Origin of the sequence: Streptomyces sp. NPDC002734 (assembly GCF_040295685.1) — a bacterium.
In the GTDB taxonomy this organism is placed as follows: Bacteria; Actinomycetota; Actinomycetes; order Streptomycetales; family Streptomycetaceae; genus Streptomyces.
Genome location: NZ_JBEOVU010000005.1, coordinates 40,082 through 59,707 on the forward strand (window position 1 = coordinate 40,082; position 19,626 = coordinate 59,707).

The window sequence follows — 19,626 nt, forward strand, 5'->3', positions numbered from 1 at the left end:
GTGCGTGCCGTTCGAACACTTCTCGTCGTGGCGCTGCTGCTCGGCGGACTGCTGGTGGCCGCCGACCGGATCGCCGTGCACATCGCCGAGGACCGGACGGCGGAGGGGCTGAAGACCTCGCAGGGGCTGCGGGACACCCCCGAGGTCGCGATCCAGGGCTTCCCCTTCCTCACCCAGCTGGCCGACGGCGACCTGCACGACGTGCGGCTGTCCATCGCCGAGTTCCCGGTCGAGGGGTCCGACGGCAAGAAGATGACCGTCGAGGACCTCGACGCCCGGCTCCGTGGCGTCCGCCTGGACGGCGACCTCACGCCGTCGAAGGCGGCCCAGGTCAAGGGCGACCTGCTCGTCCGCTACGACGAGCTGCTGAAGGCCACCCGCACCGAGCCGCAGCGGGTCGCCCCCGGGCTGACCGCGGCGGTCGTGGGGCTCTCCGACGGCGGCCAGGGGCGGATCAAGGTCAAGGTGCAGCCGGCCCTGTTCGGGCAGGAGCTGCCGGCGCTGAACGTGCTCGGGAAGGTCGCGGTGGAGGACGGGAAGCTGCGCGTGCGCGCGGCCTCGCTGCCCGACCTCGGTGTGAAGGTGCCCGAGGAGACGGTGCGGTCGGTGACCGACTTCGACCAGGCCCTGTCCGAGCTGCCGCCCGGCCTGCGGCTCACCTCGGTCCACCCGGACGACGACGGCGTGCGGGTCACGGTGACCGGCAAGGACGTGGACCTCTCCACCTGGTAGGCGGCATCGGGTGCGGACACCCGGGCACGTCCCAGGGGTCCGTACAGCGAGACGGCCTGTCCGCCGCAGGGGCCCCGAGGGCCCCTGGAGACCCTGCCGAGCCCTTGGGAGTGGCCTCGCGGCGACAGATCGTCCACATGGCGGACATTTACGTCTCAGAATGCGACACGCCGGTGACATGCCCGGTTCTCCCTCCTTAGGATCTGGGACATGAAGCGACAGGCGGATCTCACCAAGCGGCGGGCAGTGGACCTGTGCCGCGTGGCCGCCATGCTCTGTCGCACTTCCTGACGGGAGAGCTCTCCCGTTCCCCGTGGCCCGCCCGGCGGGCCCCTCGCGTGTGCCCGTGGCGACGAAGACGCACCGCGCCGCATCGCGCCCCGCGCGCCCGCACCCCTGTGTTCGCCAGCTTTCAGCTTCCCAGCCGACACCCCCGCCAACTGCCCCGGAGGAGATGGAGCATGAGCCGCAACGACGTCCTGGTCGACGCCGACTGGGTCCAGGAGCACCTGGACGACCCGAACGTGGTGATCGTCGAGGTGGACGAGGACACCGCCGCCTACGACAAGAACCACATCCGCAACGCCATCAAGCTCGACTGGACGAAGGACCTCCAGGACCCGGTCCGCCGCGACTTCGTCGACCAGGAGGGCTTCGAGAAGCTGCTCTCCGCCAAGGGCGTCGGCAACGACTCGCTGGTGGTCCTCTACGGCGGCAACAACAACTGGTTCGCCTCCTACGCCTACTGGTACTTCAAGCTCTACGGCCACGAGAACGTCAAGCTTCTCGACGGCGGCCGCAAGAAGTGGGAGCTGGACGCCCGCGAGCTGGTCGAAGAGGTCCCCGAGCGCGTCGAGACCCAGTACAAGGCCAAGCCGCAGAACACCGCGATCCGCGCCTTCCGCGACGACGTGCTGGCCGCGATCGGCAAGCAGAACCTGGTCGACGTCCGCTCGCCCGACGAGTTCTCCGGCAAGCTGCTCGCCCCGGCCCACCTGCCGCAGGAGCAGTCGCAGCGCGCCGGCCACGTGCCGAGCGCCCGCAACATCCCGTGGTCGAAGAACGCCAACGACGACGGCACCTTCAAGTCCGACGACGAGCTGAAGGCGCTCTACACCGAGGCCGACGTCGACCTGGCCAAGGACACCATCGCCTACTGCCGCATCGGTGAGCGCTCCGCGCTGACCTGGTTCGTGCTGCACGAGCTGCTGGGCGTGGAGAACGTGAAGAACTACGACGGTTCGTGGACCGAGTACGGCTCGCTGGTCGGCGTGCCGATCGAGCTCGGCCCCGGTAAGTGAGGACGGACGACCATGTGTGGAGCTAAGGCAGGCGGCCCCGACGCCGCCGTCCGGCCCGGCGAGACCACCATCCAGGGCCAGGTGCTGCACGAGGGCGAGCCGGTGACCGGCTACGTCCGGCTGCTGGACTCGACCGGCGAGTTCACCGCCGAGGTGCCCACCTCGGCCACCGGTCAGTTCCGGTTCTACGCCGCCGAGGGGACCTGGACCCTGCGGGCCCTGATCCCCGGCGGTCTGACCGCGGACCGCACCGTCGTCGCCCAGCAGGGCGGCCTGGCGGAGGTCGCCATCGCCGTCTGACGGCGGTCCGTCACTCCGTGACTCCGTGACTCCGTCTCCGTGACGACACCGGCGCCGTCGCGTGCGCATGCCTACGCTGGAGGTATGTACGCGCGACGGCGCCACGCCTATTTCGTGCTGATGGGCATCTGCCTCGGGCTCTTCGTCCTGGCCTGGGGCGTGGTGCGGCTGTGGTCCGTCCCGGCGGCGGTGGCCATGTGCGTGGTGGCCATGGTGATCCCGCCCGTCGCGGCGGTGGTCGCCAACCGCCGGGGGCCGGACGACCGCTGGTGGGACGAGACAAGCGGCGACCGGCGGTCCGACGAGTGGTGGGACGAGCTGGACGACAGGCGACGGCCGCCGCCGCGCTGACCGGCGCGTCGGCCGGTGGACGGTCGGGAGACGCTCAGTAGACGAGGGCCTGGGTGTCCTCGCCCAGCGCCTCCTGCACGAACACCTGCGCGCCGGCGATGCGGACGCCCTTCAGCACGTCCGCCTCCGTGATCTCCCGGCGCGTCGCGCACTGCGAGCACAGGGTGACGGAGCCGCCGGCCAGGATCGCGTCCAGCAGGTCCGGCAGCGGGGCGGCGTGCGGCAGTTCGAACTCCGCGGCCCGGCCCGGCAGCGCGAACCACGCCGACTCGCCGGTCAGCCAGAGCGAGACCTCCACGCCGCTGGCGACCGCCACCGCCGCCACCGTGAACGCCTGGGAGCAGCGCTCGGGGGAGTCCGCGCCCGCGGTCACCTTGATCACTAGTTTTTTGGCCATGGCCGGATCGTAACCAAACTCGCTTGCAACCCTGAGGCCGGTCGAAGAGTCTTCCCGTTGGCATGCACGCGAAAACCTCGCGGAGGTGCCCCGAATCCTTACTGGGGGGACGACTCTCTTGTCACACGACACGCCGAGGGAACCCGAGGAGGCCGCGCCCGCGCCGGGTGCGGCCCCCGAGGAGCCCCAGGCCACGCACACCGGCGGGCCCGCACCGGAGCCCGCCCCCGCGGCGGAGGCTCCGACCGCGGAGGTTACGCCCGCGGAGGCCACGCCCGCCGAGCCCGCGCTTGCCGAGCCCACGCTCGCGGAGCCCGTGCCCGCCGCCGCGCCCGCCCCGCGCCGCAGGGGCCGCACCGCGATGCTGATCGCCGCCGCGGCCGTCCTCGGCCTGGTCGGAGGCACCTGCACCGGCTACCTGGTCCAGGCCGAGCGGGAGCCCACCAAGCTGCCCTCCCTGTCCCAGCCCGAGCTGAAGCAGGCCAAGGGTGAGGGCCCGGACCCGCTTCCGGCCGCCCAGGACCGCAAGGTGAGGACCGACGGCGACCTGCGCAAACTGCTCCTGAAGACGCCGAAGGGCAAGAAGGAGAAGGAGCGCGGGTGGATCGGCGTCGACGAGTTCTCCAGCTTCCACGACGACGACATGTCCTCGCTGCCGGACGAGCTGACCGACGAGTTCCGCCGGGCCGCGACCGTGACCTGGGAGGACACCGACACCCGCTGGGTGACCATCCGGCTCGTCCAGTTCCGCAACGAGTCGGCGCTCGGATCGGTCAGGGCACATGAGGGCCAGATGGGATTCGCCCACGAGGGCGCCCGCGAGTACCCCTTCCCCGGGGCCGAGGACGGCGCGGTCCTGGTGCTGAAGCCCGAGACCGAGCCCGGCTACATGACGTCGTACCAGGCGCACGCGACCGCCGTTCGCGGTGACATCGCGCTCCAGATCTGGGTCAGCGACATCAGACCGGTCGGCAAGAAGATGGCCACGAAGCTGGCCGAGCAGCAGATGGAGCGGCTGTGACCGAGGCGAGGAACGAAGAGGCGCAGAACCCCGGAACCGGCGAGACCGCCGAGGGCGCCGGAACACCGGACGCCTTCGCGGCCGCGTCGCCGGAGGCGCCGGTGACGGCCGAGACCCCTGGGACGGCCGAGACCCCTGGAACGGCGGAGACCTCCGAGACGGCGGAGACGCCGGAGACGGCGGAGACGGCGGGGAGCCCGGAGGCCGCGGCGAAGCCGGCGAAGAAGCCCGGCCGGGGCCGCCGCATCGCGGCGCTCTCGGGCATCGCCCTGGTGACCGCCGCCGCGATCGGCGTGTCCGGCTTCACCTGGGTGACCGTGCGGGACGCCGACCGTGACGCGGGCAAGCCGGTCTGGAAGTACGCCAAGGCGTCGGACGAGAAGCCGGCGTCCGTCGAGGCCGACGGACTGCGCGGGATGCTGCTGCTGTGGGAGGACGACCTCTCCCAGGGGCCGGACATGGGCGAGTACGGCTCCGACGCCGAGCTCAACGGCAAGGAGGCTGCCGCACTGGCCAAGGAGAGCTTCGACGAGCTTCCCCGGAGCCAGCGCAGGCAGCTCGAGCGGGAGATCGACAAGCAGCGCATCAAGGGCCTCGCGATGCGGAGCTACACCGTGCAGGGCCGCCACGACGCCTACGTCACCGAGGTCGTCCTCACGCAGATGAGCAACGAGAAGGACGCCAAGGACTCCGCCACGGGCCGGCGCCAGATCTTCGAGAGCATCAAGGACCTGGGGATCGCCACGTCCGGTCCCAAGGTCCCGGGGCACGCGAAGAACGCCCGCTGCTACGTGATCGAGGCGGACAAGAAGGGCCAGAACGAGTTCGTGCACTGCGTCGGCCACCAGGGCGAGGTGTCGGTCAGCCTCTCCGCGTTCGCGCCCCGGCCGGTCGAGAAGAAGGACATCGCCGGACTCATGGGCAAGCAGCTGGACCGCATCGAGACCCCGGGGGAGGCGGTATGAGCGAGCAGACCGTCGATCAGACCGCACAGCCGCAGGAGCCGACGCCGGTGGTGCCGCAGCAGTCCACCACGGAACTGCCCGCGCAGCCCACCGCGCCGCCCGCCGGGCAGCCCACCGCGCCGCCCGCCGGGCAGCCCGCAGTGGACGCCCCGTCGGCACCCGTGACGGACGCCCCGGCCGCCTTCGCGCCGCCGGCGCCCGCCCTGCCGGCGGACGCCCCGGTCGTCGGAGCCCCGCCGGCCGGCACCGGCAATCCCTTCGCCGCCCCCCAGGTGGCGGCCGGTGCCGAGCCGGCCAAGCCGGCCAGGGACCGGCGGCGGATGCTGCGGGCCGTGGGGCGGTGGACGGCCGCCGTGGTGGTGTTCGCCGCCGTCGGCACCGGCGCCGCGTACGGCATCACGTCCATGGAGCGCACCGAGGTGCCGGGTCTGGCCACCGAGTCGGACGGCCGCTGGGACTACCCCGAACTGGTGCGGCCGCCGCTGCCCGAGGGCAGCCCCGCTCCCTTCGCCGACGACAACCCGGCCGGCGCGCACCACGCCGACCTGCGTGAACTCCTGCTGCCGGCGCCCGCGGGGGCCACCGCGGTCAAGGAGCTGGCCGGCGACGAGAACGGCTGGCTGAAGAAGAAGACCTTCCTGGCCGCCTTCGAGAAGGACGGCCGGGAGGATCTGTCGCAGCTGCTCACCGACAACGGCCTGCGGCACATCGCCGCCCGCGGCTGGACCATGCCGGACGGCACCCGCACCGAGATCTACCTGCTCCACTTCAACACCGCCGAGCAGCTCGAGGTCGGCGTCTGGGACTCCATGGCGACCTACGGCGAACCCGGTTTCCTGCCCGCGGGCAGCGAGGCGTGGGAGGCCGACGAGGACTGGCCCGCCAAGGCGGAGGTCGCGGACGTCCCGCTCCTCGCCTACGTCGAGGCCAAGCCCTACGGCGACGAGCAGAGCCGGCACGCCTACCTGAGCGCCGGCGACACCCTGGCCGTGATCACGCAGACCAGGAAGGGCACCGCCGCGGCGATCCCCTTCCAGCAGACGGCCGTGCTGCAGTCCCAGCTGCTGAGCTGACCACCGGGTGCGACCGCACCTCGCAGGAAGAGCCGGACCCCGGGCGCGTAAGCTGGGGTCCGGCTCTTGTGTACACCGCTATACCGCGCTCATCTGAGGAGCACCCGTGGAGATCTTCTTTTCGGCCCTGCTGGTTCTTGTCTGCCTCGGCGTTCTCGCCTTCGCGGGCCTGACCGTGAAGAAGCTGTACCAGGGCCAGCGCTGACGCGCGCCACGACCGATCCGTTCAAGCCACTCGCGACGAAGAGCAACTCATGATCGAGATCCCGTCCGACCTTCACCCGGACCTCGTCCCGCTCGCCTTCCTGCTCGGCAGCTGGGCCGGCGCGGGCGTGCACGACTTCCCCGGCTCCGAGAAGTGCAACTTCGGCCAGGAGGTCACCTTCAGCCACGACGGCCGGGACTTCCTGGAGTACCGCTCCCACACCTGGGTGCTGGACAACGACGGGAACAAGGTCCGCCCGCTGGAGACCGAGTCCGGCTTCTGGCGGATCGACAAGGACCGCAACGTCGAGATCGTGATGACCCGCGACGACGGCGTGGTCGAGGTCTGGTACGGACAGATGGCCGACAAGAAGCCGCAGATCGACGTCGTCACCGACGCGGTCGCGCGGACCCGCGCCTCCGGGCCGTACAGCGGCGGCAAGCGCCTGTACGGCTACGTGAAGAGCGACCTGATGTGGGTCGGTGAGAAGCAGACCCCCGAGGTCGAGCTGCGCCCCTACATGTCGGCCCACCTGAAGAAGGTCGTCACGCCGGAGGAGGTCGAGCGCTGGGCCAAGGCCCTGCCCGACGATATGCCCGACGACGGCATCGCCTTCTTCAAGTAGGCCGGAGAGACCTAGACTTTCGGTGTGGTGAGCACCGACTGGAAGACTGACCTGCGGCAGCGCGGCTACCGGCTGACCCCGCAGCGGCAACTCGTGCTCGAAGCGGTCGAGACACTGGAGCACGCGACCCCCGACGACATCCTCGGCGAAGTGAGGAGAACGGCGTCGGGGGTCAACATTTCCACCGTCTACCGGACCCTGGAGCTCCTGGAGGAGCTCGGCCTGGTCAGCCATGCCCATCTGGGGCACGGCGCCCCGACCTACCACCTCGCCGACCGGCACCAGCACCTGCACCTGGTCTGCCGGGACTGCGGCGAGGTGATCGAGGCGGACGTCGCGGTGGCGGAGGAGTTCACCGCCAAGCTCCGGGCGACCTTCGGGTTCGACACCGACATGAAGCACTTCGCGATCTTCGGGCGGTGCGAGCGGTGCGGCAAGGAACCGCCCTCCGCCGCGGACCCCGCTCCCGCGCCCGGGGATCGAGCCGACCGAGACACGTAGGGTGATCCGTATGAAGAGTCCCTTGCTGCTGTTGCCCGGCGCCGTCCCCGCCGAGGGTGTGGACGAAGGCGTCGCCGCGCACTACGGAGACCTGTTCCGCGAACAGCGGGCGCTGGCCGACGGCAGGGGCTTCGTGGACCTCTCGCACCGCGGGGTGGTCACCGTCACCGGCGACGACCGGCTGGCCTGGCTGCACCTGCTGCTCACCCAGCACGTCGAGCAGCTGCCCGCGCACCGGGCGACCGAGGCGCTGATCCTCTCCCCGCACGGGCACATCGAGCACGCGCTGTACCTGGTGGACGACGGCGCCACCACCTGGGCGCACGTCGAGCCGGGCACCCAGGAGGCGCTGATCGCCTACCTGGAGTCGATGAAGTTCTTCTACCGGGTCGAGGTCGCCGACCGCACCGCGGAGTACGCCCTCGTCCACCTGCCCGCCGGGTCGATCGCCGCCACCCCCGAGGGCGCGGTCGCCCGGGAGACGCCGTACGGACGGGACCTGTTCCTGCCCCGTGAGGGTCTGGAGGAGTTCGCCGAGGCCAACGGGCCGGCCGCGGGCATCCTCGCGCTGGAGGCGCTGCGGGTCGAGCAGCACCGGCCGCGCCTGGGCTTCGAGACGGACCACCGGACCATCCCGCACGAGCTGGGCTGGCTGGAGAGCGCGGTGCACCTGCAGAAGGGCTGCTACCGCGGCCAGGAGACGGTGGCCCGTGTCCACAACCTGGGGAAGCCGCCGCGGCGGCTGGTCTTCCTGCACCTGGACGGCAGCGAGGTGCACCTGCCGCCGCCGGGGACGGAGATCCGCGACGCGGACGACGGCCCCGAGGGCCGCAAGCTGGGCTTCGTGACGACCTCGGTGCGCCACCACGAGCTGGGCCCGGTCGCCCTGGCCCTGGTGAAGCGCAACGTGCCCGTCGACGCCCGGCTGCTGGCCGGGTCGACGGCGGCCGCCCAGGAGGTCGTGGTGCAGCCGTAGGGCCGCGCGCGGGCCCTACATCTCCAGCAGGACGGTGAAGGGGCCGTCGTTGGTGAGGGACACCCTCATCTCGGCCCCGAACCGGCCGGTCGCCACCGTCGCGCCGAGCTCGCGCAGCCGCGCGACCACCTCGTCCACCAGCGGTTCGGCCACCGGTCCGGGCGCCGCCGCGTTCCAGGTGGGCCGGCGACCCTTGCGGGCGTCCCCGTAAAGGGTGAACTGGCTGATCACCAGAAGCGGCGCGTCCACGTCGCTGCACGACTTCTCCTCGTGCAGGATCCGCAGCGACCAGAGCTTGCGGGCCAGCTGGGCCGCCTTCTCCGGGGTGTCGTCATGGGTGACCCCGACGAGGACGCACAGCCCCTCACCAGTGATCTCTCCGACCGTCTCGCCCTCGACGACGACGCTCGCGCCGTCCACCCGCTGTACCACCGCTCGCATGGGCCCCATCATGCCGTGCCGCCGAACGGTGGTTCAGCCCGGCCCCGGGAGGTTCGGACGCCCCCCATCAGGGGACGATCATGGACACTCGCGCACATTGCGGCCACTTGGGGTGGCACGATGCAAGTCCACACGCCGGTCGCGGGCGACCAAGGAGATGCTGGAGCAGATGAGGACACCGGGAACGCACATCGGCGGTCGGGCGGCCGAGCGGGACGGGCAGGCGGTGGCGGGCCGCGCCTTCGCGCAGCGGACGCCCTCGCACGACATGGCGGCTGCCTCCGCGGCCTCGACCCCGCAGGGCGCGGCCTGCGGGGCGGGCACGCCGCCGGCGGTCGCCCCGGTCGCCGGGCTGCCGATGGCCGAGATCCGCGCGCTGCGGCGCCGGGCGCAGGCCGAGGAGACGGACCTCAGCTACCTGCGGCGGCTGCTGCAGGGCCGGATCGACATCCTCCGCGCCGAGCTGGGCCGCAGGGGCCCGGGCGGCGGTACCGGGCAGGGGCCGCTCGCCGAGCCGGCGCGGGTCATGGAGCGGCTGCCGGAGATCCTCCGGGACGCCCCCGCCCGCCACCCCTCGTCGGCCCGGCACGTCACCTTCTCCGCCCCGCGGAGCGAGGAGTACCGGCGGGAGGTGGCCGGGATGCTGGACGAGGTCGGCCTCTCCGACCTGGCCGCCCGGACCGACGTGGAGCTGCGGGTGGCCCTCGCCCGGCTGGTGCGGCACGAGCGCGGGGTGTCGTCGCGCCGCCAGGAGCTGCAGCGCACCGCCGACGCGTGCGGGGCAGAGCTGGCGCGCAGGTACCGTGAAGGAGAGGCGCAGGTGGACGACCTGCTGCTCTGAGTCCTCCTGAAAGGCCCCGCACCGTGTCCGAGCCGACCTCCGAGCCGACCCGCGTCCCCGCCGACGACCGCCCCGCCCCGGCCGCCGCCCGGGCCGACCGGGTCGATCCGGCGGACCAGGCCGAACGGGCCGCCCGGGCATCCCGGGACGACCGGGCCTTCGCCGCGGCGGCGCCGGCCGCTCCCGCGCCCACCGCTGACGCGCAGGCCGTTCTCGCCGCGGCCGCTCACACCGTCGAGCCGGTGCCGCTGGCCGAGGTGGTGCGCTCCGGCTTCGTGGAGGGGCGGCACCGCGGGCACCTGGTGCTGCTGGCGCCGGACGGGTCGGTGGAGTTCGCCCTCGGTGATCCGGGTGTCGCCGTCTTCCCCCGGTCGTCCAACAAGCCCATGCAGGCCGCGGCCATCCTGCGGGCCGGGCTGACGCTGAAGGGCGAGCGGCTGGCGATCGCGGCGGCCAGCCACTCCGGAGAAACGTTCCACCGTGAGCTGGTGCGCGAGATGCTCGACGAGTTCCACCTGCGCGAGGAGCAGCTGGGCTGCCCCGTCGACCTGCCGCTGGACCCGGTGGAGGCGGAGGCGTACCTGGCCGCAGGCGGCGTCCGGGAGCGGGTCGCCATGAACTGCTCCGGCAAGCACACCGCCATGCTGGCCGCCTCCGCCCTCAACGGCTGGTCGCTGGAGGACTACCTCGACCCGGGGCACCCGCTGCAGCGGCTGGTGCACACGGCGGTCGAGGAGGCGGCGGGGGAGCCGGTGACCGCGGTGGGCACCGACGGCTGCGGCGCGCCCCTGATGGCGATCGGCCTCACCGGTCTGGCCCGTGCCTTCCGCTCCTTCGTGCTGGCGGAGCCGGGCAGCGCGGAGCGCCAGGTGGCGGACGCGATGCGGGCGCACCCGGAGTACGTGGCCGGAACCCGTCGTCCGGACACCTGGCTGATGCGCGAGGTGCCGGGAGTCCTGTCCAAGATGGGCGCCGAGGCCGTGCAGGCCGTGGCCCTGCCGGACGGGCGGGCGCTGGCGTTCAAGGTGGAGGACGGCGCGACCCGCGTGCTCGGTCCGGTGCTGGCACGGGTGCTGCGCCTGGCGGGGGTCGACGCCCCCGTGCTGGACCGCATCGGCCACGCGCCGCTGCTGGGCGGCGGCCGGGAGGTCGGGGCGGTCCGCGCGGCCTTCTGAGGCCGGGGACGTCCGACGGGGCGCGGTCGGCGGGGTTCTACGCGCGGTTTGTCGTGGGGGCCGCAGGGGCCCCGCCCGGTCGGGCGGGCGCCCTGCCGTGAACTCTCCTGGTCGGACCTCCTTCCTGCCCGGTACGCGCCGGCCGGTGGTGGACGGGACTGTGCTGGGTGGTGCATCCGTAGCGTGCTCTTCAGTTGTAGGAGTGCGCTCCCGGCTCCCCTCCGGAGAGGAACGCTGCCGTGATCTCCGGCTCTGACGCCAACCGCCCGGCTCCTGCGCCAGGTTGGAAGAGTTGGCGACCAACTCATCTGTAGTTGTATCCATCTCGCCCTGCGGGGTAACCACCTTCACCTGAACTCCCCGGAAATGGCGTGAAGTTGTACGCTTGCCGGGTCAGACCGCCGGCGAGGTGACGGTCACGGCGAGCACCACCGCACCCGCGGAGCTGCACGTCGGGCTGTTGGCCTTGTGGCCGACAGTGAGGAGCAGCAGGCCGACGAGACCGGCCGTGCCGTACCTCATCTCGACGTACCGCTCGACCATGACGACGGCGACGGCTGCGGCGAGGGCGGCGAGGGCGGGCACGGTGCCTCCAGGGGGTCTCGGTCTCGTGGGGCGGTGCGGTCTGTGGTTCGCTCCCGGTGATGGAAGTGGGGCCAACTCGGTCCAACTCTGCCAAGTGTGGAAGTTGGTTGGAGTTATGTCCAGTTGGCGGTTCGCGAAACCAACCTCCGTAATCTGCACGGAAGTTGTACCGTTTGGTCGTGACTCAGGAGAACGTGGCAGTGACTGGCAACAGGAGACTCTCGTCCCATGAGATCGCCGAGGTGCTGCGCGACCGGATCCAGGCCGGCGAGCTGAAGGCGGGCGACAGGCTGCCCACCCAGGCCGAGCTCGCCGAGGAGTTCGGCGTGGAGCGCGGCGCGGTGCGTCAGGCCCTTCGCACCCTGCAGGAGCTCGGCCTGCTCACCAACGTCAGCAAGGGGAGCCCACCGAGGATCGCCGAGCGCCGCCCCGCCTCGGGCGAGCCGCGCCCGGCCATGGTCGGCCTCGCGCCCCGGCTGGTGCAGGCGTTCCAGGAGCCCGCGGTGCGGATCGACGCGGTCTGCCTGACCGCCGAGACGCTGATGCTGGCGCTCGCCGAGCCGCTGCGGCTGGTCCACGAGGGCCGGGTCCGGCCGGAGTCCATCGACGTGCGGATCCTGGTCCCCTCCCGGAACATCAACCTCGCCTTCCCGGTCCCGGTCGAGGGGCGCCGCAGGCGGGCCGACGGCGACATCGAGCCGCCCGACCCGGTCCACGAGTGGTGGCTGGCGCAGCGCAACGCCCAGGGCCACGTCCTGCGCCACAACCTGCGGATGCTGCGCCACTCGCACGGCGTCGACGTCCGGGTCACCTTCCGGGCGCTGCCGTTCACCCCGCCGATGAAGCTCTACCTGCTCAACGGCTCCGAGGCGCTGATGGCCTACTACATGATCACCCGGCGGGAGGAGACGGTCGGGGAGAGCGAGGCGGTCGAGGTGTTCGACGGGATGAGCGCGGAGTCCCTGCTGTTCTCCTTCGAACGCGCCGGGGCCTCGCGGGACGCGGCGTTCGTGGAACAGTCGCAGAAGTGGTTCGACGCCCTCTGGGCAACCATCACCACTGACCTGACACTGTCCTGATGGCCCCTCATGTGATGACTGCCGAGGCGGACCGCCTCGTCTCCCACGCCCGTGTCGTCCTGCTCGCCCTCGACGGACCCCTGTGCCGGCTCTTCGCCCCCGGCGGCGACGAGGAGCGGCTGCTCGCCGACGACCTGATCGCCTGGCTCGACGGCACCGGGGCGGGCGGCACGCTTCCGGCCGCCGTCCGGGCCGGCCGTGACCCCTACGCGGTCCTCGCAGCCGTGGCCGAGGGCCCCGACGAGGCGGTCGCGACCGCCTTGCGCGCACGGCTGACCGCGGCCGAACTCCGCGCCGTGCCGAAGGCGTCGCCCACACCGTGGGCCGACCCGCTGGTGCGCACCTGGGCCTCGCTGGGCGTGCGCACCGCGGTGGTGACCCGCCACGACGCCGAGGCGGGGAGCCGTTACGTGGCCGGGCGCGGGCTGACGGACGCGCTGCCCCGGGTGTGCGGCCGGGGGACCGGCCGCCGCGAGGAGTTCCGCTACACGCTGGCCGGGGCGCTCGCCTCGCTCGGCGCGGAGCGGGGGGAGGCCCTGTTCGTCGGCGAGACCCCCGCCCACCTCGCCGCCGCCCGCGCGGCCCGCGTCCCCTTCCTCGGCCACGCCCGCAGCGCGGCCCGGGAGGCATCCCTGCTCGAGGCCGGCGCCCAGCACCTGGTCGGCTCCCTGAAGTTCGTCCTCGACGCGCTCCAGCCCTGCCCCGTCCCGGCCAGGGCGGACCACGGCGAGGCGTGAGTGGCGGCTGACGGAGGCGCTCCGGCCGCGGCTGTGCACGCTGTGCCGGCACCGCCCTGCCGGCCACCGGGTCGGTCGGCTGCCGCAGGGGACGGTGCCGCGCGCCGGTCACTGGTGATGCGTCAACTCCGTCCGCAGGGAACGGCATCGGCGTGAGGACACCGCCCCGGGAGCGACGCGCAAGCCTGTTAGCAGGGCGCTTGCAAAAGTTAGCGCGAGGTGGCACGGTGTGGTCATGGCATCGCTCAACGTCGGTGGTCTCGGGGAGTATCTGCGCGAGCAGCGACGCAACGCACAACTGTCGTTGCGGCAACTCGCGGACGCCGCAGGGGTGTCGAACCCCTACCTGAGCCAGATCGAGCGAGGCCTGCGCAAGCCCAGCGCCGAGGTGCTCCAACAGGTCGCCAAGGCCCTGCGGATCTCCGCCGAGACTCTCTACGTCCGGGCGGGCATTCTCGACGCCGAACGGGGCAGCGGCACTGCGGACGACGCCACGCACGGTCCGGACACCCGAACCGTCATCTTCGCCGACCCCGTGCTCACCGAGCGGCAGAAGCAGGCGCTGGTCCAGATCTACGACGCGTTCCGCCACGAGAACGGTGCGGACGACGCGGCGGCAGGCGGACCTCGCCCGGCCGACGGCGGGGGCACGCCACCGGCACCACCAGACTTCCAGAAGTAAGCGATCCGGGAAGGACCATCCTCATGGCCATCACCGACGACCTGCGCAAGACCCTCAGCGACCCGACGCCCCTCTACTTCGCCGCCGGCACCGCCGACCTGGCCCTTCAGCAGGCCCGTAAGGTGCCCGCTCTGGTCGAGCAGATCCGGGCGGAGGCCCCGGGCCGGATCGAGGCGGTCAAGGCCGCCGACCCCGAGGCCGTGAAGGAGAAGGCCGTGGCCCGGGTGAAGGAGACCACCACGGTCGTCCAGGCCAAGGTCACCGAGGTCGTGTCCGGCCTGGAGCCCGACCTGAAGAAGCTCGGCGAGACCGCGCAGGGCCTGGCGCTGCGCGGCGTGGGCCGGGCGCTGGAGTACGCGGTCAAGGCCCGCGAGACCTACGAGCGGGTCGCCGAGCACGGCGAGCAGGCGGTCCGCGTCTGGCGCGGCGAGGCGGCGGACGGCATCGTCGACGCCGCCGCGGCGGTCGAGCCGCGGGCCTCGAAGCCGGCCTCCGCCGAGACCCCGGTGGCGCAGCCGCCCGCCTCCGCCGTCCCGCAGGACGAGCCGGCGCAGGCGAAGACCGACGCGGAGGCCGGTGAGGCCGGTGCCGCGGAGGCCGCCGGGAAGAAGGCCGCCCCGGCCAGGAAGGCCCCCGCCCGGCGCACGGCGAAGAAGTCCACGCCGCCCGCCGAGTGAGCACCCCGCGGCCGTCGCCGTCGGCCGTGCGCGGTAAGGCCGGGCGCCCCCTGGGTGCCCGGCCCGCCCGCCGGGTAAGGGTCCACGGACAGCCGTAGGGAGCCACGGGCGGGAGACGAGTACCGTGGCTGACAGGACCTCCCCCAGGACCCGCTTCCGGGCCCGGGCGACCTGAGACTGGTGGTGGACGTTGTGCTGATGCAGGGCTTCAGCAACCTGATGTATCTGCTGAACCTCGCGCTGATCGTGTTCAGCGGGTTCGCGCTGGTGGACGCGGCGATCCGCCGTGAGGACGGCTACCGGGCCGCCGACAAGAAGACCAAGCCGTTCTGGCTGATCATCCTCGGGCTCGCCTTCGTGGTGAACCTGATCTTCCCGATCCTGTCGTTCCTGCCGATCATCGGTCTGATCGCGACGATCGTGTACATGGTCGACGTGCGTCCCGCCCTGCGGAACCTCCCGGGCGGCGGGCGCAACCGCACCCGGGGCGGCTCCAGCAGCGACGGCCCCTACGGCCCGTACAACGGCGGCCGCTGACCCCCGCCGTCCGCCGCCCGCCCCACACGCACGCCCACGACGCCGGCCCGGCGTCGTGGGCGTTGTCGGTCGGTGGGTGGTCCACCCGGTGGGCGGTGCAGCCAGTGGGCGGTGCGCCCCGCACCCCGTGCGCCGGGCGCGTCCGCGGACCCTCAGCCGCGCTCGAGGAGCAGGACGGCCACGTCGTCGGTGAGCTCGCCGCCGTTGAGCGAGCGGACCTCCGCCAGCGTCTCGCGTAGCAGGACCTCGCCGCTCAGACCGGCCGCCAGGTGGTGCCGGACCAGGTCCGCCATGCCGTCCTCGCCCAGCCGCTCGCCCTGGCCGCCGCCGTCCCGGCCCTCGATCAGGCCGTCCGTGTACAGCATCAGGCTCCACGCGTCGCCCAGCCACATCTCGGTGCGCGGCCAGCGCGCGTCCGTCAGCAGACCGAGCGCCGGGCCGTTCTCCTCGTAGGGCAGCAGATGGGCGCCCTCGCCCGGGCGGGCGATCAGCGGCGGCGGGTGACCCGCCAGGCACACCCCGGCGCTGCGTCCGTCCGGCGCGATGTCCACCTGGCAGAGGGTCGCGAAGGTCTCCTCGCTGTGCCGCTCGTGCTCCAGCACCTTCTGCAGGGTGGCCAGCAGGTCGTCGCCGCTCAGCCCGGCCAGCGTCAGGGCGCGCCAGGCGATGCGCAGCTCCACTCCGAGCGCCGCCTCGTCGGGGCCGTGACCGGCCACGTCGCCGATCATCACGTGCACCGCCCCGTCCGGGGTGCGCACCGTGTCGTAGAAGTCGCCGCCCAGCAGGGCGCGCGAGCGGCCCGGCCGGTAGCGGGCCGCGAACCGCAGCAGGGAGCCGTCCAGGATGGGCGTGGGCAGCAGTCCCCGCTCCAGCCGGGCGTTCTCCTGGGCCCGCAGCCGGGACTCGGTCAGCCGCCGCTCCGCCGTGTCGGAACGCTTGCGCTCCACCGCGTAACGGATCGCGCGCCGCAGCAGCCGCCCGTCCAGCTCGTCACGGACCAGGTAGTCCTGGGCGCCGACGCGGACCGCCTCGGGCCCGCGCCGCTCGGCGTCCCCCGAGCTGGTGAGGGCCAGCACCGCGTGCCGGGGCGCGATCCGCAGCACGTGCTTGAGCACGGCCAGCTCGTCCTCGGCCGCGCCGTCCTGCGACGGGGCGGTCCGGCCGGGGGCGGGGAGGTCGAGGTCGAGCAGGATGCAGTTCACGTCGTCGGTCAGCAGCCGCTCCGCCTCGGTGAGGTTGCGGGCGGTACGGACCCGCACGGGCCTGCCGTCGGAGCCGAGGAGTTCGGTCACGACGGCGGAGCCGCCCGGGTCGGCCTCGATCAGCAGCAGCGTCAGCTGCGCCGGGGCGGGGGCCTTCTCGGCCGCCGGGGCGCTGGACGCGGGATTGTCCGGCGAGGTGTGCTCCTCGTGGTTCGGGGCGGTGGGGTGCGGGTGGTCCGCCGACGGGTTCGCCGATGCCGCGGACGGGGCGGCGCCGGCCGGCCCCAGGGGGCGCGGGGCCTCCGGGGCGGGAGCGCCGTCCGCCCAGGCGCCTGCGTCCGGCGCCGGATCGCTCTCCACGGGCGGGACCGCCCGGGGACGCGGTATGTGCATCGACATGGGTTCGGTTTCCTTCCCTCCCCCCGAAGTGGCGGGACCGAGAGGGTTCGACGCCCGCCGAGTGGGGACCTTAGCGGCTCACCAGGGCACAACGGAATGCCGGACCGCCCGCGGGAAGCCGGGTCCGGCAGCGTCAAATGCCGCGTTCAGGAGCGCTTTCGGACGAGACGGCGGCCTCGGCGGGGATGACGAACGTCACGCGCCGAGGCCGGCCGGCAGGCGGGAAGAGGTGGAATGCGTCACTCCGCTACTCCCGCACCGGAAGGGGGTGTTCCGGTGTGTCAGTCCTTCTTTCCGTCCTTCTGTCCTTCGCCCTTCTGCCCGCCGCTCCGCTGTCCTCCGGCCTGTGCGGCCGCTGTGCTCGGCTGCTTCGGGTCGGGCCGCACCACGCCCAGGATCGGCATGGTGCCCGCGCCGGCCACGGTCACCGAACGGCCGGGGCGCGGGGCGTGGATCATCAGGCCGTCGCCCACGTACATGGCCACGTGGGTGGCGTCGCTGTTGTAGATGATCAGGTCGCCCGGGCGCATCTGCTGGACGGGCACCCGGTGCAGCCGCCGCCACTGTTCCTGCGAGGTCCGCGGGATGCCGTAACCGGCCGCGGCCCACGCCTGCGAGGTCAGGCCCGAGCAGTCGAAGGAGTCGGGGCCCTCGGCGCCCCACACGTACGGCTTGCCCAACTGGCCGGAGGCGTACGCGATGGCGCGGCGGGCGGAGTCGGAGGTGGCGTCGTCGAGACCGGCGAGGATGCCGGAGCCCACCCAGTCGGCCTGGGACCGGCGGTCGGCCTCGGCCTCCAGCTCGGCGAGCCGCTCCCGCTCCTCCTTCTCCAGGCGGGACTCGAGCTCCTCCGCCTGCTTCACCTGCTTCTCGATCTTCTCGCGGGCCTTGTCCTTGGCCTTGCGCTGCTTCTCGAGCTTCTCGTACCGCGTGGAGGCTTCCCGCTCCAGCTTCTTGAGGTCTTCCTTGGACTCGTTGAGGTCCGCGAGCACGCCCTTGGCGGCCTTCTCGCCCTCCCGCACGCGCCGGGCGCCGTCGAGGAAGTCCTCGGGGTCGTCGCTCAGCCAGAGCCGGGCCTCCGGGGGCAGCCCGGCTCCCCGGTACTGGGCGCGGGCGGCGGCCCCGGCCCGCTGACGCAGGTCGTCCAGCCGCTGCTGGACGTCGTAGATCTGGTCGGTGAGCCCGGCGATCTCCCGGGACTGCTCCTTCGCCTTCTCCTCGGCCGCGTTGTACGCGTCGGTGGCGCGGGCCGCCTCGCGGTAGAGGGCGTCGAGCTGCTCGCGGACCGCCTCGAGTTGCGCGGTGCTGGCGGGAACGGGCGCGGGGTCGTTCGCCGCGCTCGCGGCGGCCGGCACATGGGTGCCCGCGTATGCCACGCCCGGCGCGCCCACCGCGGTGATCGCGCAGACCAGCGCCACGGCCGCGACGATCAGCCCGCGGCGGCTCGGGCCGCGTCCGCCTCTTCCTCTGCCTGCTGCCATGGGTCGCCTCCCACCTGTCTTACCGTCGGTAACATCACACGTCCCTGGGGGATGCTGCCATGCCGCACGGGCAAAGCGACAGAGGTCGTGCCGAGCCGACCGGAGTCGGACATGCCGTCCGCCGCCTCGGCCGGCTCTCGGCCGCCCTCGCTCACGACCGCCTTTCTCCTCCTGGCGGGCGTGCGTGACGATCCCTCAGGTGGTGTGACGAACAGTGCGAAGCGATCGTTCCCGGGGCGCGAGTCCGTTCGGGTGACGTTCGGTCAGGGGGGCGGCGAGGGGCGTCGGCGCCGGCCGGGACCGCCGCGACGGCGGCCCCGGCCCTGTGGCGGCACGGTGTCCGGCCGGGCGTGAAGCGGCGTCACTCCGCCCAGGGCAGGGCGATTTTGTCCTCGCCGCCGGGCAGCATCGCCCGGCCGCCGGCCGGCATGGCGACCAGTGCCTGGGCCGGTCCGCCCACCGCCGTGACCTGCCGCACCGCGCCCGCGGGCAGCAGTACGGCCTGACCGGCCTTCGCCCGCTCCACGGCGCCCTCGACCTCCACCTGGAACTCGCCCGACAGCGGCATCCAGACCTGCTCGCGGTCGATGAGGTGCACCGGCGTCGCCGCCCCCTCGCCCAGCTCCACCCGCCAGGTGCTGAGCTCCTTGCTCCCCTGGCTCGGAGCCGCCAGTGCGAACATCGCCCCCGCGCCCGTCCTGGTCGTCCGCTGCTCGGTCTCGTCGATCACCGTCATGGAGAACCCCCTCGTGTATCCGCGTCCGGCGGACACGGTCGTATGTAAAGCCTCTTTACTCACACCACTGAGTAAAGAGGCTTTACATACCTGTGTCAAGATGAATCGATGGAGACCACGCACGACCCGCTGGAGCGGACCGAGCTCACCTTCCTGCTCGGCATGGCGTTCCAGCTGGTCCTCACCGAGTTCGTGAACCGCCTCGACGCCGCGGGCTACGACGACCTGCGCCCGATGCACGGCCTGGTCTTCCAGGCGCTGCGCGGAGCCGGCGCGACCAGCAGCGAGCTCGCCGAGACGCTCGGGGTCACCAAGCAGGCCGCCGGGCAGATCGTCGACGACCTGGAGAAGCGCGGCTACGTCGAACGCCGCCCGCACCCCGCGGGCGGCCGCCGCAAGCTGGTCGTCCTCACCGCCCGGGCCCAGGAGCACCTCGCGGTGGCGGGCCGGACCCTGCACGGACTCGAGGCCGAACTGGCCGCGCGGCTCCAGGAGTCGGGCCTGCGGCTCCCGCGCGCCGAACTCGCCGCCCTGGTGCGCGTCATGGCGGGCGACTCCCCGCCGCCGCTGCGCCCCCTGTGGTGACCTGATCCCTGCCCGGGGCCGG

General features: G+C 72.8%; 25 protein-coding genes. 19 read left to right on the plus strand and 6 right to left on the minus strand.

The window, feature by feature from the left end:
- The 5 genes from ABT026_RS06550 to ABT026_RS06570 all read left to right on the plus strand — a co-directional run bounded on the left by ABT026_RS06550 (nt 1) and on the right by ABT026_RS06570 (nt 2,684).
- Nucleotides 1-732, plus strand: coding sequence for an LmeA family phospholipid-binding protein (locus ABT026_RS06550; RefSeq protein ID WP_351112871.1), 732 nt, complete (start codon nt 1-3; stop codon nt 730-732).
- 210 nt (nt 733-942) lie between these two features.
- The gene (locus tag ABT026_RS06555) at nt 943-1,023 is read left to right on the plus strand and encodes a putative leader peptide (RefSeq protein ID WP_350240574.1); all 81 of its coding nucleotides are present in this window, start codon (nt 943-945) and stop codon (nt 1,021-1,023) included.
- A gap of 170 nt (nt 1,024-1,193) precedes the next feature.
- Nucleotides 1,194-2,033 (plus strand): sulfurtransferase, encoded by an 840-nt coding sequence (locus ABT026_RS06560; RefSeq protein ID WP_351112873.1) that lies wholly within the window; start codon nt 1,194-1,196, stop codon nt 2,031-2,033.
- 12 nt (nt 2,034-2,045) lie between these two features.
- Nucleotides 2,046-2,333 (plus strand): DUF1416 domain-containing protein, encoded by a 288-nt coding sequence (locus ABT026_RS06565; protein WP_351112875.1) that lies wholly within the window; start codon nt 2,046-2,048, stop codon nt 2,331-2,333.
- Between the two features lie 84 nt (nt 2,334-2,417).
- A complete protein-coding gene (locus tag ABT026_RS06570) occupies nt 2,418-2,684 on the plus strand; it encodes a DUF3099 domain-containing protein (protein WP_351112877.1) in 267 nt (88 codons plus the stop codon).
- Between the two features lie 34 nt (nt 2,685-2,718).
- On the opposite strand, the gene ABT026_RS06575 is transcribed toward ABT026_RS06570, so the two are convergent.
- Nucleotides 2,719-3,081 carry a DsrE family protein gene (locus ABT026_RS06575; RefSeq protein ID WP_351112880.1) on the minus strand — a complete coding sequence of 121 codons (363 nt, stop codon included), beginning with the start codon at nt 3,079-3,081 and terminating at the stop codon, nt 2,719-2,721.
- Nucleotides 3,082-3,199: 118 nt separating this feature from the next.
- Between ABT026_RS06575 and ABT026_RS06580 the strand changes: the two genes are divergently transcribed.
- The 6 genes from ABT026_RS06580 (at nt 3,200) to ygfZ (ending at nt 8,447) form a co-directional block, all read left to right on the plus strand.
- Entirely contained in the window at nt 3,200-4,102 is a 903-nt protein-coding gene (locus ABT026_RS06580; RefSeq protein WP_351112881.1) for a hypothetical protein, read from the plus strand.
- Nucleotides 4,099-5,067, plus strand: coding sequence for a hypothetical protein (locus tag ABT026_RS06585; RefSeq protein WP_351112883.1), 969 nt, complete (start codon nt 4,099-4,101; stop codon nt 5,065-5,067). The genes ABT026_RS06580 and ABT026_RS06585 overlap by 4 nt, the downstream gene beginning before the upstream one ends.
- On the plus strand, nt 5,064-6,140 hold the full coding sequence (locus ABT026_RS06590) for a hypothetical protein (RefSeq protein ID WP_351112885.1): 1,077 nt from the start codon (nt 5,064-5,066) through the stop codon (nt 6,138-6,140). Before ABT026_RS06585 ends, ABT026_RS06590 begins: the two co-directional genes overlap by 4 nt.
- 254 nt (nt 6,141-6,394) lie before the next feature.
- Complete coding sequence (locus ABT026_RS06595) at nt 6,395-6,970, plus strand: heme-binding beta-barrel domain-containing protein (RefSeq protein WP_351112887.1); 576 nt, start codon at nt 6,395-6,397, stop codon at nt 6,968-6,970.
- 24 nt (nt 6,971-6,994) lie between these two features.
- Nucleotides 6,995-7,471 (plus strand): Fur family transcriptional regulator, encoded by a 477-nt coding sequence (locus tag ABT026_RS06600; protein ID WP_351112889.1) that lies wholly within the window; start codon nt 6,995-6,997, stop codon nt 7,469-7,471.
- Nucleotides 7,472-7,481: 10 nt separating this feature from the next.
- On the plus strand, nt 7,482-8,447 hold the full coding sequence (gene ygfZ / locus ABT026_RS06605) for a CAF17-like 4Fe-4S cluster assembly/insertion protein YgfZ (RefSeq protein WP_351112891.1): 966 nt from the start codon (nt 7,482-7,484) through the stop codon (nt 8,445-8,447).
- A gap of 15 nt (nt 8,448-8,462) precedes the next feature.
- Here ygfZ and dtd read toward each other — a convergent pair whose 3' ends face one another.
- Complete coding sequence (dtd, locus tag ABT026_RS06610; RefSeq protein WP_351112893.1) at nt 8,463-8,888, minus strand: D-aminoacyl-tRNA deacylase; 426 nt, start codon at nt 8,886-8,888, stop codon at nt 8,463-8,465.
- A gap of 157 nt (nt 8,889-9,045) precedes the next feature.
- Between dtd and ABT026_RS06615 the strand changes: the two genes are divergently transcribed.
- Nucleotides 9,046-9,729 carry an RsiG family protein gene (locus ABT026_RS06615; RefSeq protein WP_351112895.1) on the plus strand — a complete coding sequence of 228 codons (684 nt, stop codon included), beginning with the start codon at nt 9,046-9,048 and terminating at the stop codon, nt 9,727-9,729.
- Nucleotides 9,730-9,971: 242 nt separating this feature from the next.
- Nucleotides 9,972-10,904 (plus strand): asparaginase, encoded by a 933-nt coding sequence (locus tag ABT026_RS06620; protein WP_351113124.1) that lies wholly within the window; start codon nt 9,972-9,974, stop codon nt 10,902-10,904.
- Nucleotides 10,905-11,297: 393 nt separating this feature from the next.
- Here the strand turns inward: ABT026_RS06620 and ABT026_RS06625 are convergent, their stop codons facing one another.
- Nucleotides 11,298-11,489, minus strand: a complete 192-nt coding sequence (locus tag ABT026_RS06625) for a hypothetical protein (protein ID WP_351112897.1) — start codon at nt 11,487-11,489, stop codon at nt 11,298-11,300.
- Nucleotides 11,490-11,662: 173 nt separating this feature from the next.
- On the opposite strand from ABT026_RS06625, the gene ABT026_RS06630 reads away from it, so the two are divergent.
- The 5 genes from ABT026_RS06630 to ABT026_RS06650 all read left to right on the plus strand — a co-directional run bounded on the left by ABT026_RS06630 (nt 11,663) and on the right by ABT026_RS06650 (nt 15,201).
- Complete coding sequence (locus tag ABT026_RS06630) at nt 11,663-12,568, plus strand: winged helix-turn-helix domain-containing protein (RefSeq protein ID WP_351112899.1); 906 nt, start codon at nt 11,663-11,665, stop codon at nt 12,566-12,568.
- On the plus strand, nt 12,568-13,305 hold the full coding sequence (locus ABT026_RS06635; RefSeq protein WP_351112901.1) for an HAD family hydrolase: 738 nt from the start codon (nt 12,568-12,570) through the stop codon (nt 13,303-13,305). The genes ABT026_RS06630 and ABT026_RS06635 overlap by 1 nt, the downstream gene beginning before the upstream one ends.
- 235 nt (nt 13,306-13,540) lie before the next feature.
- Entirely contained in the window at nt 13,541-13,987 is a 447-nt protein-coding gene (locus ABT026_RS06640; RefSeq protein ID WP_351112903.1) for a helix-turn-helix domain-containing protein, read from the plus strand.
- A 23-nt stretch (nt 13,988-14,010) separates the two neighbouring features.
- Nucleotides 14,011-14,664 carry a hypothetical protein gene (locus ABT026_RS06645; RefSeq protein ID WP_351112905.1) on the plus strand — a complete coding sequence of 218 codons (654 nt, stop codon included), beginning with the start codon at nt 14,011-14,013 and terminating at the stop codon, nt 14,662-14,664.
- A 180-nt stretch (nt 14,665-14,844) separates the two neighbouring features.
- Nucleotides 14,845-15,201 carry a DUF2516 family protein gene (locus tag ABT026_RS06650; RefSeq protein WP_351112907.1) on the plus strand — a complete coding sequence of 119 codons (357 nt, stop codon included), beginning with the start codon at nt 14,845-14,847 and terminating at the stop codon, nt 15,199-15,201.
- A gap of 152 nt (nt 15,202-15,353) precedes the next feature.
- Here the strand turns inward: ABT026_RS06650 and ABT026_RS06655 are convergent, their stop codons facing one another.
- From ABT026_RS06655 to ABT026_RS06665, 3 genes are all read right to left on the minus strand, one after another.
- Nucleotides 15,354-16,802: a PP2C family protein-serine/threonine phosphatase gene (locus tag ABT026_RS06655; RefSeq protein WP_351112909.1), complete on the minus strand. Its 1,449-nt coding sequence runs from the start codon at nt 16,800-16,802 to the stop codon at nt 15,354-15,356.
- A gap of 281 nt (nt 16,803-17,083) precedes the next feature.
- Nucleotides 17,084-18,283 carry a C40 family peptidase gene (locus tag ABT026_RS06660; protein WP_351112911.1) on the minus strand — a complete coding sequence of 400 codons (1,200 nt, stop codon included), beginning with the start codon at nt 18,281-18,283 and terminating at the stop codon, nt 17,084-17,086.
- Nucleotides 18,284-18,644: 361 nt separating this feature from the next.
- Complete coding sequence (locus ABT026_RS06665) at nt 18,645-19,019, minus strand: cupin domain-containing protein (RefSeq protein WP_351112913.1); 375 nt, start codon at nt 19,017-19,019, stop codon at nt 18,645-18,647.
- A 108-nt stretch (nt 19,020-19,127) separates the two neighbouring features.
- Between ABT026_RS06665 and ABT026_RS06670 the strand changes: the two genes are divergently transcribed.
- Nucleotides 19,128-19,604 carry a MarR family winged helix-turn-helix transcriptional regulator gene (locus ABT026_RS06670; protein WP_351112916.1) on the plus strand — a complete coding sequence of 159 codons (477 nt, stop codon included), beginning with the start codon at nt 19,128-19,130 and terminating at the stop codon, nt 19,602-19,604.
- The last annotated feature ends 22 nt before the right edge of the window (nt 19,605-19,626 follow it).

Coding starts and splice junctions, on each gene's coding strand:
- ABT026_RS06555 (WP_350240574.1), top strand. CDS start 943: ATGAAGCGACAGGCGGATCTCACCAAGCGGCGGGCAGTGGACCTGTGC.
- ABT026_RS06560 (WP_351112873.1), top strand. CDS start 1,194: ATGAGCCGCAACGACGTCCTGGTCGACGCCGACTGGGTCCAGGAGCAC.
- ABT026_RS06565 (WP_351112875.1), top strand. CDS start 2,046: ATGTGTGGAGCTAAGGCAGGCGGCCCCGACGCCGCCGTCCGGCCCGGC.
- ABT026_RS06570 (WP_351112877.1), top strand. CDS start 2,418: ATGTACGCGCGACGGCGCCACGCCTATTTCGTGCTGATGGGCATCTGC.
- ABT026_RS06575 (WP_351112880.1), bottom strand. CDS start 3,081: ATGGCCAAAAAACTAGTGATCAAGGTGACCGCGGGCGCGGACTCCCCC.
- ABT026_RS06590 (WP_351112885.1), top strand. CDS start 5,064: ATGAGCGAGCAGACCGTCGATCAGACCGCACAGCCGCAGGAGCCGACG.
- ABT026_RS06595 (WP_351112887.1), top strand. CDS start 6,395: ATGATCGAGATCCCGTCCGACCTTCACCCGGACCTCGTCCCGCTCGCC.
- ygfZ (WP_351112891.1), top strand. CDS start 7,482: ATGAAGAGTCCCTTGCTGCTGTTGCCCGGCGCCGTCCCCGCCGAGGGT.
- dtd (WP_351112893.1), bottom strand. CDS start 8,888: ATGCGAGCGGTGGTACAGCGGGTGGACGGCGCGAGCGTCGTCGTCGAG.
- ABT026_RS06615 (WP_351112895.1), top strand. CDS start 9,046: ATGCTGGAGCAGATGAGGACACCGGGAACGCACATCGGCGGTCGGGCG.
- ABT026_RS06635 (WP_351112901.1), top strand. CDS start 12,568: ATGGCCCCTCATGTGATGACTGCCGAGGCGGACCGCCTCGTCTCCCAC.
- ABT026_RS06640 (WP_351112903.1), top strand. CDS start 13,541: ATGGCATCGCTCAACGTCGGTGGTCTCGGGGAGTATCTGCGCGAGCAG.
- ABT026_RS06645 (WP_351112905.1), top strand. CDS start 14,011: ATGGCCATCACCGACGACCTGCGCAAGACCCTCAGCGACCCGACGCCC.
- ABT026_RS06655 (WP_351112909.1), bottom strand. CDS start 16,802: ATGTCGATGCACATACCGCGTCCCCGGGCGGTCCCGCCCGTGGAGAGC.
- ABT026_RS06660 (WP_351112911.1), bottom strand. CDS start 18,283: ATGGCAGCAGGCAGAGGAAGAGGCGGACGCGGCCCGAGCCGCCGCGGG.
- ABT026_RS06665 (WP_351112913.1), bottom strand. CDS start 19,019: ATGACGGTGATCGACGAGACCGAGCAGCGGACGACCAGGACGGGCGCG.
- ABT026_RS06670 (WP_351112916.1), top strand. CDS start 19,128: ATGGAGACCACGCACGACCCGCTGGAGCGGACCGAGCTCACCTTCCTG.